This is a genomic window from Rhodopseudomonas sp. (genome assembly GCF_013377015.1).
GTDB lineage: Bacteria > Pseudomonadota > Alphaproteobacteria > Rhizobiales > Xanthobacteraceae > JARJEH01.
This window is the reverse complement of sequence record NZ_JACABA010000007.1, coordinates 13,133-25,694: the sequence shown is the minus strand read 5'-3', so window position 1 is coordinate 25,694 and position 12,562 is coordinate 13,133. Positions and strand designations below refer to the sequence as shown.

The window sequence follows — 12,562 nt, the reverse complement described above, 5'->3', positions numbered from 1 at the left end:
GGGGCGGAGGCGCGCCGCCAGGCGCGGGGGGTGGTTGGCTCGCGATCGGCATGCCGCCTTGCGACGGCGACAGCCGGACCGCGCATCGCCTCGCGGCGCGCCACCGCGGCGATTTTCGGCTCCAGGCCCGTGCTTCCGGGGACAGGCGCGATGCCGACGCACCGCTGATCCCGGCGGTTTTCCCGCCATTCACCTGTCCCGCGTCCAGCGAACTAACAAGTCGCGGAGCCTCGTAGTGGGCTCGGACGGGGACCCAGAGCCTCCCGGGGCCGTGGTTGCGAGCCACGACGCGCAGGACGCCGCCTCCCGCTCCACTCCAAGACGCCTCTAGAAGGTGATTATGCGGGACTTGACTGGTGTAGGAGGTTCTGCTAGATTGGGGACATAAGGAGATGTTCCTATGTCCCGCCGCCCGAAGCCCGTACCGCAGATGACTGTCGCGCAATTCGAGAGCGCCTTTCCTGATGAGGAGGCTTGCAAGGTGTATCTGCAAGCGCGCCGTTGGCCGGAAGGCGTCAAGTGCCCGCGCTGCCACAACGACAAGGTGTTTCCGGTTAAGTCGATGCCGTTCAAGTGGCAGTGCTACAAGTGCACGCCAAATCAAGGATACCGATTCTCTGTTATCGCAGGCACGATCTTTGAAAACACGAACAAGCCGTTGCGCGACTGGTTTCGCGTCGTTCATCTGATGCTTGCCAGCAAGAAGGGTATGAGCGCGCTTCAAATCCAGCGGATGATGGGCTTCGGCTCATACGGCACCGCACATTCGATGTGCCACAAGATCAGGGCTGCTCTGGTTGAGCCGGAAGCGAAGCTTGGCGGTATTGTTGAGGTTGACGAGACTTGGATCGGAGGCAAGGACGCCAATCGCCACTGGGACAAGAAGCACCACGGCCAAACCGGCGGCGCGGCCACTGGCAAGACGCCGGTTATCGGTGCCGTCACCCGTAAGGGCAATGTGATCGCCCGTGCGTTGAGCCGCGTCACCAAGGACGCGGCGGAACGCTTTGTGCGCGAAATGGTTTCCGACAAAGTTAGCTTGCTCGCGACTGACGAGAACCACGTTTACAGCGGTTTGACCGAGTACAATCGCAAGACAGTTGAGCACCAGAGGAAGCAATACGTCGTTGGTGCTGTACACACCAACACGATTGAAGGCTTTTGGAGCATCTTCAAGCGCGGCATCGTCGGCAGCTTCCACAAGGTCAGCGAAAAGTACCTGCCGCTGTACGTTGCCGAGTTTCAGTTCCGTTATAACAACCGCCAGAACCCCGACGTATTCGGATCGGCGATAGCAGGATGCTGAGGCGCAAGAAGAGCCGCAAAGTATCGCGGAAGCGCTCTCAGCGAAGCAGGTAAACAGGATTCATCGAACTGATGCGCCGAGCAGAGACAAAACGACAATGGATATCTGGGTTAGCAATCACGCTGACAGCCCTGATATGTCTGTTCGCGTTTTGGCGGATTTCTCCTGGCGTAACGTTCGCGATTGCTGCGATTTCGCTTATGGTATTGGTGGCGCTATTTTGGGTGGCGGGAGGAGATGACTAGGCGACTTTAGGATGGATCACTTCGACGACTGAGCGTCCGCCGCGCTTTGTCACCCAAACATCGCCGATCTTCTGCTCCTTTACTTTAAGCCGAACTGTCATTTTGATTCCTGTCCGAAGTCTTTCTTTAACGTGATCTGACTTAAGTGCCTCCAAAAATTGCATATCCTTCATTTTGGCTGTGAACTCTGGGAGTCCATCTTCGGGCTGGAAGCGCCATGATCTGGGTATCGGCAGCAATACTGGAGCTATTAGCGTAACTTCTAAGGTGGGGTAGATAACTCGTTCGGTTGGCTGATCATCTGATATGGCCCAAAGTCCACTTTTCTCGGCGAACTGAGAAGCTGGAATCATCACTAGTGGAGTACTGTCGCGGCTTTCAGTTAGGCCAGCCGCTGTGATGGCGGTATCCTTTTCGATCATTCGGAAAAACTTTTTTCGTCTCGTTTCTACCTCTGGATTTTTCTGGGCCTTTCCAATCAGTTCCCGCAGTAACGCGTTATTCTCTTCAAGCAGCTTTTTGTCATCCTCTTTTAGGGATACCTCTTGCTGCGGAGGGAAATAGTAGCTGTACGTCTGGGCCCCTGTGGTCGGCAGGAATATGGCGAGCGCCACAGCTAACTTCCTAAGCCGAGGGTATCTACTTGAGCCTTTGTCGACCCTTTCAAGCTGGCCCTCTAACCAGTCAAAGACCGCATTCAGGCGCAAACTTCCTTCGTCTGCGTCGATTAGGCCAATCCTGACCTGTGCACCTGGCTCAAGTTCTGACGCCGCAGCGCGGACGGCGTAAAGCCATTCTAGCGCAGCGTTGGCCACAATTTCGAGGTCAGCGGTTTGGTCAGGCTTGAGTTTAAAATAGAGGCTGATGTTACCTTCCGACATGCACTCCCCCAACTCTACCGGCGGGAGAGTACTTGCCCAAGGACAATCATGCTAGTAGACCATCGGGCCAGTCAAGTCCCGCATAATCGCCCTCTAGAAGCGCCCCTCGCGAGCGGGATGAATAGGAATATAATCAACATAAAACCTTTGTCAACTTCCAACTTTAGTCGTTTCCGTAGTCGTACATCCGTTCATTATGATGCGCCTCCAGCATATCATCGGTAATATATTCGGAAACGTCGATGCCAAAATAGTCGACGGGATCATGTGTGTCCTCATCAACAATTTCGTCGCCGAGATCGACAACCTGTAGTTCCTCATATCCGTTGAGCTTTAAATCGCACACCTTGCACTCAAATTTTGATGGCCAGAAAATTTTCTGAGAGACGATTTCGCCATCCCTCAATCTTGGCGTTTGGGCACCGATCGGTATGCCGACCAGATACCCCTTGCTTCCGCATGCCGGGCATTCTCTAGCAAAAAATCCAACCCCTGATTTGTGAAGCATCGATACAAATTTCGGCTCGTGTGTTGTCTGTCGAGCCGATATTTCCTCCGCACTAAGAACCTTCAAACCCCCTTTGATTTTTCCGACACGCTCCCGAACTTCCTTCGTTACATCCTGGGCTGCTTTGGCTATTGCAGCAGATACTTGCTTTGCATGTTCGCTCCCAAGGGCATCTTCGAGTGTGTTTCCGAGAGATCGAATTATTTTCTCGATCACTCGATAGAAGTTAACGACCCATTGGCCGGAGGGAAGTCCTGAGTAAGCGAATGCTCCGGTATGCAGTTCCAAGTTCCTCAGGTTGGACATTTTTGAGCAGAAATTAAAATCGTCTTCAGAAAAGTCTGTGACGACGAATTTTAACCTTGAATAGACCGTATTCGCTGGGATCGATATTGGCTTCGCAGTTGCAGGAAAGCCGAAAGCATAAAGAATATTCTTGCCGTCCTGTGGGTCGGCCAGCAGGGCGGGATGCACGCTTGCTAATGCGGCTCGTCCCAGAAATTCGAGTCCAAGACAGGCGAAGAATGGAAACATCTCACTTTTTCGATCCTCCTCAAATGCCCGGTTGATATATGTCTTTCCCTTATTCCAAAGGCTATCTCGTGACCATTCTTCCATCGCCCCAAGCCTCATATCTCATCAATTTACGGTTAGAATCGAGACCCAACTCAGGGGCATCCATTCTGGCGTGAGTACATTTCCAGTTGTCGATCAGGACTGCTGATTGCGGCTTCCATCTAACGATTTCGCTAGCGGCTCCCATGTCAGCTTCTGCGTGTCCTCGAGCTTCAATGGCGTATTTGTTGGCTGGCTGAAGGAAGTCGCAATCCCACCGATACCCTTCGTTCATGGCAAAGAGAATGTGCCCGTCGATTACACATCGTCCGCTAGCCGTCATGAGGTCCCAAATTGATCTTCGAATATCTTCTCGCAATTTGGCAGGCAAATTTTGGATGTAACAAACGCTTGTGCCTCGTTCGAACGATGTTGAATAGGGATTGCAAAGCGCGATGTATCGCGGCGGAATTGCGCGAAATGCAAAGTCGGTATGAAAAGGAAATCGTCCAGTGCCGTATTTCTTTGACAAGCTAAGTTGCCTTGCATTCTCCTTGAATTTTACCTGGAGATCGGTGGTCGTAATTCGATAATTTGATCTTCGGAGAGCGTTCAATAGCACCTCTATGGGCAGGTCTATGAACGAGAACTGACAGTATCCTGTCTGGTGCGTGGTATAAAGTACGTCGTGTAAGGATTTCATGAGATGCGGTGCTATGAGTCTTGCAATGGTTGCCAAAGAGAGAGGGAAACACAATATTCTAAATTGATTTTCTCGGGGTGTCGCTTGTTACTTCGTCTCCTCCATCGCCCTCTTGATATTCCCAAGCCCCAGCATCGCTTCGTCGTCGATCCGCTGGATCATCTCCTGCGTCGGCTCCTTCGGTCGCGCCGGGTTACGCAAGGTGCGGATGAAGCGGGTGCCGCCGTCGACGCTCTCGCAGATGTACTGCACCACGATCGGGCCCATGAACGGCGTTTGCGTCAGGCCGATCCACAGTCGCGGCGGTTCGCAGGCGATTACCAGCCAGTCGAGATCGACCGGGCCGGAGCGCGTGCTCCAGTGCTCGTGGAAGGTGTCGCCGAACCGCATCGGGCGATCGTCGCAATCGATCTGGTGCGAGGACGGCAGCCACTGCGGCCATGATTTCGGATTGGTGACGTAGTCGAACACGGCGGCCGGCTCGGCCGCGATCACGACAGAATGGCTGCGCTGGAACGGGTGGGTTGCGGCGGCTGCGGTCATGCGGACTCTCCGGTCGCTAGATCGGCGCGCGGGCCGCGCCGCGGCATTGAGGCTGTGGCGGTGGCCGTGGTCAAGCGGCGTGAACGATTCGCGCGCCGCCGCGTTGAGAATGGCCCGCCCTAATCCTTTCACCCTGATCGGTCACCCTACCATCTTGACACGAATCATCGGCGCCTGCGGCATGGCCGCGACGCCGACAATGGAGAACCGCATGCCCACGACCTCGATGTCCCAGCGCCGCCGCTCCCTCTCCACCGCCAGCGGCCTCGCAATGCTGGCGCTGCTGATCACCCCCGCCGCGGGCCTGGCGCAGGGGCTGGTGCAGGGCGTCGAGCAGGGCGCGCGCGCCGGCAACAAGGCGGCGGGGCCGGTCGGCGGCGTGCTGGGCGGCGCGATCGGCGGTTTCGTCGGCGTGGTCGGCGGCGTACTCGGTGGCGTCACCGGCAACAACGCGCGCGGTCCGGTAGATAGTTCGCGTGGCCCGGCGCGCGAGCAGCCCGCGGCGACCGCGCCGAAGCAGACCAAGGCCGAGAAGGCCGCGGAGCGCGCCGCCGAGCGGGCGGCGAACAAAGCCGGGGTCAAGGCTGCCAAACCGACACCGCCGCCCGCGCCGGTGGCGCTGACCGCGGAGCAGATCGTCGCCACCTCCGACGCCAATATCGAGCGGATCAAGGCCGAGCTGAAACTGACACCGGAGCAGGAGAAGCATTGGGGCATCTTCAGCAGCGCGATGCATTATCTCGGCCAGCACGGCGCCGACCGGCTCAATCTGCGCAACGCCCGCGCGCTGCGCGATCCGCCCGACGACATCATCGAGCAGATGCGCAACGAGGCCCAGTTCCTGGTCGACCGCGCCGCCGACCAGCGCGCCGTCGCCGACGGCGCCGAGCCCTTGTTCGCCAGCCTCGACGCCAAGCAGAAGGCGATCTTCATCGCCGAAATGGTCGGGCTGAGCCGCGAGCGCGGGCTCGACTGACCGTCGCGGCGTTCTGAGATCGCCTCATCATCTCAGGATGTTGAACGGGTCCTGCGGCGTCGCGACGTGGCATAAAGGTCACGGCCGTCGACAATGACGGCCACCTGCGCAAAAGCCGATACCCATTCGCGTCGGTTGCTCCCAAGATTGCCGGGCTGGATGACGCGGAACGATCGTCATCGACAGGAGCAGTTTGAGGCGCGACGTGAGTTTCAGGTGGAAGGCCACGGCCTGTTGTGTTGTCGCGGCCTTCGCCCTGGATCATTCCGGCGCGGCGGCGCAACAGCCCATAGTCGCATCCGCGGTGGTCCAGCAGGACTACGAGGCGCTGGCCCAGCAGATGTACCAGAGCCCGTCCGATCTGGATGTTAGCTTCAAATTCGCCGAACAGGCGGTCGCCCGCGGCGACTATGAAGCGGCGATCGGCGCGCTGCAGCGAATGCTGCTGACTAATCCAGACCTGCCGCGGGTCAGACTCCAGCTTGGCGTGTTGTATTTCAAGCTCGGCTCGTTCGAAATCGCGCGCGGTTACTTCCAGGAGGCCCTCAAGGGTGCCGATCTGCCGGCCGAGCTCCGCGGCCAGGTGATGGCCTACCTCGCCGAGATCGATCGCCGGCTGTCGCGCGATGAATACACCGTGTTCCTGCACGGCGGCGTCCGCCACCAGTCCAACGCCAATGTCGGCCCCAACGGGCTGCAGGTCCGCGCGCTCGGGCAGGACGCAGTGCTCGATGCCAAATACGGCAAGCAGCCGGACTGGAATGCGTTCCAGACCGTGGTGGCGAACTACGCCCACAAGCTGGACCTGCGCGGCGATGCCATCGAGGTCGGCTTCCTCGGCCTCGATTCGCGGCAGAACAGACTGTCGCAGTTCAACCTCGGTCTGGTCGAACTCACGCTGGGTCAGCGCGTGGCGATCGGACAGAGCGCCTCGTTCAAAGTTTACGGCATCGGCGACAAGGTCTGGCTCGGCGACGCGGACTACTTCAACGCCGCCGGCGGCGGCCTGTCGGCGCGCACCGCGCTGGGCAGCCTCGGCAGCGCCGAGGCCCTGGTCGAGAGCCGGCATCGGCGGTTCGTCGATTCGACCAACTATCCGACCGCGAGCGAGCAGAGCGGCGACCTCTTGACTGCGGCGATCGCCACCGATCTGACGTTCGGCCAGCTGCACTGGACCACGCGGCTCGGCTATGATTCCAACCAGGCGGTCGTCGGCTACAACAGCTACAAGCGCACCGCCATCGACATGGCGGTGCCGATCGCATTCGCGGTGCCGCTGTTCGGCACGCCGCATCAGTTCGTGTTCGCGCCGACCGCGGGCTACAGCAGCTCCAATTACCAGGCGGCGAATCTCGTCGTCGATCCGACCGTCCGCCGCGACAAGGAGTATCGCGTTGGCGCGATCTTCGACGCACAATTGGTCGACAATATCGGCGTCCGCACCCAGCTGAATTATTTCAAGATCGATTCCAACTTGCCAAACTACCGCACCAACAACCTGTCGGTCTCGGTCGGACCAACGGTTCGCTTTTGAGTGAGCTCGCGATGCGACGCAGGTCGGGATTGCAGATCGCAGCCCGCGCCGTCGCGCTGCTGGGCGCAGGAAGTCGGCAAGGCCTGGGCGGTCAATCCGCTGTGGGATTTTGCTTCGCCCGCCTGGCTCAGCGACGACACCAGATACTGGTTGGATGATTCGCATTTCACGAGCGAGATCGGAGCCATGATGATCGGCCGGATGTTCGGCACCGGCGCCGCGGTCCCGGCCGATTTCGGTCGCTACCGGCCGTTGGCGGTCGATTGATCGCCTGGGCAAATTCCACGGTATCACGAGCCTCTACCGGCCTCTCCCATGCGTCCGGGATCGCCGGGCTACAGACCACCGGGCAGGCCGGGATCGTGGCCCACGGGCTCAATCTGGCCGATCTTCCGGCCTCCAAAACGACAAAAGGCCCGCCACCGGGCCACATGGGCTCGATGACGGAGCTTTCTTGCAAGTGGTCGAGGGAACGACAATTTCAAGCGGTTTACCAAGGTCGCCGATTTCGGCGCGTCGCTGAGAGGTCTCGGCGGACTGCAGACATCGACCATCAAGGCGCTTCGCGGCTAGACGTTTGGCGCAGCGTCCGAGGGGCGGAAGCTCGCCGCAGGAGAGCGTAGGGCCGTTGAGGCCCAGATGCGCCGCGAAGGAAGACTCTGAGGTAACCTTGGCGAGGAGACCAATTGTGAACGCAGGACAGATTTACATCGTGGTCAACGGCGAGCGAACTTCCGTCGCCGACTTCTTGGCGATGGAACAATCAAAGATCCTCTCGATCGACGCCAGCGGCTGCACGGCGCTGACTGAGCTGAAGGCCGATGCGGCCAAGACCATCGACGCCAGCGGCTGCACGGCGCTGACCGAGCTGAAGGCCGATGCGGCCAAGACCGTCTACGCCAGCGGCTGCACGGCGCTGACTGAGCTGAAGGCCGATGCGGCCGAGACCGTCTACGTCTGCGGCTGCACGGCGCTGACTGAGCTGAATGTCGATGCGGCCGAGTACGTCGACGCCCGCGGCTGCACGGCGCTGACCGAGCTGAACGCCGATGCGGCCGAGTACGTCGACGCCAGCGGTTGCACGGCGCTGACCGGGCTGAATGCCGATGCGGCCGAATACGTCGACGCCAGCGGCTGCACGGCGCTGACTGAGCTGAAGGCCGATGCGGCCGATTACGTCTACGCCCGCGGCTGCACGGCGCTAACTGAGCTGAAGGCCGATGCGGCCGAGTACGTCGACGCCAGCGGCTGCACGGCGCTGACCGAGCTGAAGACCGATGCGGCCAAGACCGTTTGCGCCCGCGGCTGCACGGCGCTGATTGAGCTGAAGGCCGGTGCGGCCAAGACCGTCGACGCCAGCGGCTGCACGGCGCTGACTGAGCTGAAGGCCGCGCCAGGAGCCGAGATTAAGCGATCGCCTGACTACGTTTTTGCTGGCGTCGACTCGCGCGGTTACCGCTTCGAGGGTGTTGTACTAGACGAACAATGGCGCGTTTTAGCTGGTTGCCGGAATTACTCCATCGACGATGCGCGCAAGCATTGGGGACCGGGAGGCGCGAGCGATAGGCCCGACTGTCTTGCGCTCGTTGAGAAGATTGCTGCGCACGCCGCTTCACGGTCAGGGTCTGCTGCGGCCGGCGAACAGGTGGACGCATAAAGTCCCGCGCTAGGTCCCTCAAGGTAGTGAGCCGTTATACCCGCGAAGAACAGTGCGCGGCGCTGGCGTATGACTTCAACCAGATTGGGTGACCGATGACGAGGCTCGCAAGTATGTTCAGCGGACGCGCCGAAAGGTCATGGCCGCCGACACGGCGTGCGGCTTGGGGAGAAGGCCGCGAACGATCGATGAACGGAAGTGGCAAACCGCTCCGCTGATAGAGTGGCAAACCCATTGAAATCGTTGACGGTTGGCGGAAGGGGTGTCTGCCGTCAGAGAATGCGCACTTTTGCTTACTCGTGCGTTTAAGGCAGCAATTACGGACGTTTCTCTATTTATTCGCTGCTGACTCTTGCATACTAACGCACACCAATATACACTCTATTTGTGGGTACGTCTGTGGGTAGTGGAGGCTAGCTATGGCAAGGACGTTGAATAATTTGTCCGCAAAGTTCGTCGAAACGACCGAAGTCCCGGGCCGCTATTCCGATGGTGGCGGCCTATATCTGCAGGTCACCGCCGCAAAGAATGGCGGCGTCACCAAATCGTGGCTGTTCCGATACATGCGCGGCGGGACCACCTCTCGCGAGATGGGTCTCGGGCCTGTCAGCATGAACAAGCGCGACGGCGGTGTGACCACCAGAGAAGCCCGCGACAGGGCCTACTGTGCGCGCGAAAGCCTCAAGGCGGGAATTGACCCGCTGGACGCTAAGGTCGCTGCAAGGACCGCCCAGCGGCTGGAGAAGGCCAAGACGATCACCTTTCGGGAATCCGTCGAACAATTCATCCGCGACAACGAGGCGGAGTGGAAAAACCCAAAGCATCGGGACCAGTGGCAAAACACCCTGACCACTTATGCCTACCCGGTGATCGGCAGCCTATCCGTCGTCGACATTGACACCGCCCTAGTGCTGAAAGTGCTTCGGCCGATTTGGAAGGAAAAGACCGAAACCGCCAAGCGGGTTCGCGGCCGGATCGAGTCGGTGCTGAATTGGGCGAAGGCGCACCACTACCGCGACGGCGAGAACCCGGCCCGTTGGAAGGGACACCTTGAGAACGTACTGGCGAACCCGTCCAAAGTGGCGAAGGTCAAACACCATTGGGCGTTGCCCTACAAAGAGCTTCCCGGGCTCATGGGTGAGTTGCGCGCGAACAAGGCTGTGTCGGCCCGCGCGCTCGAATGGACAATCCTGAGCGCCACGAGGACCGGCGAAACCATTGGCGCGCTGTGGTCAGAGATCGACGTCGTCGAAAAGGTCTGGAATGTGCCGGCGGTTCGAATGAAAGGCGGCGTCGATCACCGCGTCCCGCTCAGCGATCGGATGATTCAGATCCTCGAAAATTTGCCGCGCGAGGGCGAAATTGTATTTCCCGGGGCGAAGGCAAAGAAGCCTCTCAGCAACATGGCGATGCTTGAGCTGGTCCGCGGAATGAAGGGCATGGGCGCCACCGTGCACGGCTTCCGGTCAACGTTCCGGGATTGGGCTGCCGAAACCACCGGCTACGCGAACGAGGTTGTCGAAATGGCGCTGGCGCACGCGGTGAAGGACAAAACCGAGGCCGCGTATCGCCGCGGAGATCTATTCGACAAGCGTGTCCGCCTCATGGCGGATTGGGAAAACTATTGTAGTGGACCGGCTGATACCAGTTGTGGGCAAAACGTAGTCGCAATGCGATATCGAGTTTAGCCAATGAAAGATCTGACCGAAATAGATTTAGAGTGGAAGATCGGGTTGGCGCAGAAGGGCGATGGCGAGTTGTTGGCGGAGTTAATCCGATCTGACGAACCAATCAAACCGATCTTGCGCGAATTTCTTGCGGATGTGGTCGCTGGCAAAATCAAGCTTGCTGTTCCGGTTTTGCGAACTCGCAGTTACATCGCTAAATCAGGTAGATGGTTGAGAGAAAAGGCGGTTGTGCGTGCCGTTAGGGTTAAGATGCGCGACGCCGGCAAAGAGCGCGACAAGTTTCTAAGAACAAAGCTGACGCGCATCTGGTGCGGAGTCTATGGGACAACTCCAAATGACGTCGAGGACTACCAAAGGCACAGCCGGAGAATTACACCTATTCCGAAGCCGACGGCTAAGCCCCGCAAACTTCGCAAAAAATAGCGGCGCTTAGCATTAGTTTCCGGATGTACCCCTAAGCGTGCGCACGCAAGCGCATGCAAGGAGGTCACATCAATGCCGACAAAGCAGTTTTGGCGACTAGAACGTGTGAAAGAGGAAACGGGCCTCTGCACGCGCGCTATCTACCAGGGAATGGCCGACGATACGTTCCCTAAGAACTTCGCAATCAGCAGGCAGGCTCGCGCATGGTTGTCCGACGACATCGAAGCTTGGAAGGCGAGCAAACTTGCCGCCGCCGGCAAGACGATGGAGGCCGCATAAAACATGGCCTCGAATGCAGCGAAGGCCGCTCACCGTGGCGACGGTGGCGACCTTCGGAAAGTTCAGTCCGGGCGGGCTGATGTTTCCGAACATATCGACGCTATCGAGCGGACGCAAGAGCGTCTGATTGACACTTGCTGCAAGAACGGCAGATCCCGATTCGAGATCAGTCTCAAAAATTTTGATGGTTTGCGCCGAGTAGTTCTCGGCGTCCGGGATGTAGACGGCTGCGGCGGTTTCAAAGCCACTGGTCCAACTCTGGTAATAGCTCCAGAAAGATTGTCCAACATTCGCGAGCTAATCGATGCCGCCGAGGTTGCGTGCCGCGAAGAGGGGTTGCTGTCATGAGCAAACGCCTTCCAAATCGCCGCGCCAGCATCGCGTTTTCTTTCGAATTCGAGGGGCACCGATACCGCGCCAGCGCCGGGTTTTTTGCAGATGGTCGGCTGGCAGAAATCTTTCTCGACACCGAAAAGGCAGGTTCTGCACTCCAGCTTCATGCAGAAACCGCCGCAATCCTGGTTAGTTTATGCCTACAGCATGGTGTCGATGTTGCGACCGTCCGGCATTCTATAAACGGGCCAATCGCTGTTGCAATTGATTACTTCACCAAAATTGTGGTGCTGTCATGAGTGGAGGCAGAGCATCGCGTGATAAGGGCAATCGCGCCGAAAGAGCGATCGTCAAATTCCTGCAGGCTCGCGGTTTTGCGGCCGAACGGGTTCCGCTGTCAGGTTCGGCCGGCGGTTCATACCTCGGCGACCTGACGGTGCCGGTGCTGGGCATCGATCGCGTAGTTGAGGTGAAATGCCGCGCTGACGGGTTCAAGCAGTTATATTCCTGGTTGATCGATCGCGACATTCTGATTGTCCGTGCCGATCGCTCCGAGCCGCTTGTCGTTCTGCCGCTCAAACTGGCCGCTGAAATTGCGGCGAAGGTGAGCGGCCATGAATAACAACGATAGCGCGGCTCAAATCGGAATTGCGCTCAAGGGGCATCGCAACGGCGCCGGCTGGCTTTGCCAGTGTCCAGTACCAAACCACGGCAAAGGGCGTGGCGACAGGCGGCCAAGCCTTTCAGTACACGACGGCGACGACAGACTACTCGTGCGGTGCTTCGCAGGTTGTGACCCGCGCGATGTTCTTGCCGAACTGCGCCGGCGCGGGCTCCTCAATGATAATGGCGAACGTCGCGAATTGCGCCGTGTATCCGTGGCGCCGCCGCCCGTTCAGCCGGTTGAACCAGATCCGCGAGCGTTGGCGAT

Annotated in this window: 13 protein-coding genes; 10 read left to right on the top strand and 3 right to left on the bottom strand. The window is 58.9% G+C overall.

Annotated features, from left to right (window positions below; genetic code table 11):
• The first annotated feature begins 400 nt into the window (after window positions 1–400).
• Entirely contained in the window at window positions 401–1,306 is a 906-nt protein-coding gene (locus HXX15_RS21360; RefSeq protein ID WP_296518745.1) for an IS1595 family transposase, read from the top strand.
• A 241-nt stretch (window positions 1,307–1,547) separates the two neighbouring features.
• On the opposite strand, the gene HXX15_RS21355 is transcribed toward HXX15_RS21360, so the two are convergent.
• The 3 genes from HXX15_RS21355 to HXX15_RS21345 all read right to left on the bottom strand — a co-directional run bounded on the left by HXX15_RS21355 (window position 1,548) and on the right by HXX15_RS21345 (window position 4,741).
• The gene (locus HXX15_RS21355) at window positions 1,548–2,432 is read right to left on the bottom strand and encodes a hypothetical protein (protein WP_296518743.1); all 885 of its coding nucleotides are present in this window, start codon (window positions 2,430–2,432) and stop codon (window positions 1,548–1,550) included.
• 163 nt (window positions 2,433–2,595) lie between these two features.
• On the bottom strand, window positions 2,596–3,558 hold the full coding sequence (locus HXX15_RS21350; protein ID WP_296518742.1) for a hypothetical protein: 963 nt from the start codon (window positions 3,556–3,558) through the stop codon (window positions 2,596–2,598).
• A 727-nt stretch (window positions 3,559–4,285) separates the two neighbouring features.
• A complete protein-coding gene (locus HXX15_RS21345; protein ID WP_296518740.1) occupies window positions 4,286–4,741 on the bottom strand; it encodes an SRPBCC family protein in 456 nt (151 codons plus the stop codon).
• Window positions 4,742–4,952: 211 nt separating this feature from the next.
• Here HXX15_RS21345 and HXX15_RS21340 point away from each other — a divergent pair, with 211 nt between their 5' ends.
• The 9 genes from HXX15_RS21340 to HXX15_RS21300 all read left to right on the top strand — a co-directional run bounded on the left by HXX15_RS21340 (window position 4,953) and on the right by HXX15_RS21300 (window position 12,253).
• On the top strand, window positions 4,953–5,717 hold the full coding sequence (locus HXX15_RS21340; RefSeq protein ID WP_296518738.1) for a Spy/CpxP family protein refolding chaperone: 765 nt from the start codon (window positions 4,953–4,955) through the stop codon (window positions 5,715–5,717).
• A 205-nt stretch (window positions 5,718–5,922) separates the two neighbouring features.
• Entirely contained in the window at window positions 5,923–7,251 is a 1,329-nt protein-coding gene (locus HXX15_RS21335; protein ID WP_296518736.1) for a tetratricopeptide repeat protein, read from the top strand.
• On the top strand, window positions 7,252–7,518 hold the full coding sequence (locus HXX15_RS21330; RefSeq protein WP_296518735.1) for a hypothetical protein: 267 nt from the start codon (window positions 7,252–7,254) through the stop codon (window positions 7,516–7,518).
• Between the two features lie 421 nt (window positions 7,519–7,939).
• Window positions 7,940–8,908 carry a hypothetical protein gene (locus HXX15_RS21325; protein ID WP_296518732.1) on the top strand — a complete coding sequence of 323 codons (969 nt, stop codon included), beginning with the start codon at window positions 7,940–7,942 and terminating at the stop codon, window positions 8,906–8,908.
• A 419-nt stretch (window positions 8,909–9,327) separates the two neighbouring features.
• A complete protein-coding gene (locus HXX15_RS21320; RefSeq protein ID WP_296518730.1) occupies window positions 9,328–10,596 on the top strand; it encodes a site-specific integrase in 1,269 nt (422 codons plus the stop codon).
• A gap of 3 nt (window positions 10,597–10,599) precedes the next feature.
• Window positions 10,600–11,019 (top strand): hypothetical protein, encoded by a 420-nt coding sequence (locus HXX15_RS21315; protein ID WP_296518728.1) that lies wholly within the window; start codon window positions 10,600–10,602, stop codon window positions 11,017–11,019.
• A gap of 72 nt (window positions 11,020–11,091) precedes the next feature.
• Window positions 11,092–11,298, top strand: coding sequence for an AlpA family phage regulatory protein (locus HXX15_RS21310; RefSeq protein WP_296518727.1), 207 nt, complete (start codon window positions 11,092–11,094; stop codon window positions 11,296–11,298).
• A gap of 344 nt (window positions 11,299–11,642) precedes the next feature.
• A complete protein-coding gene (locus HXX15_RS21305; protein WP_296518724.1) occupies window positions 11,643–11,930 on the top strand; it encodes a hypothetical protein in 288 nt (95 codons plus the stop codon).
• Entirely contained in the window at window positions 11,927–12,253 is a 327-nt protein-coding gene (locus HXX15_RS21300) for a hypothetical protein (RefSeq protein ID WP_296518721.1), read from the top strand. The genes HXX15_RS21305 and HXX15_RS21300 overlap by 4 nt, the downstream gene beginning before the upstream one ends.
• Window positions 12,254–12,562: the final 309 nt, after the last annotated feature.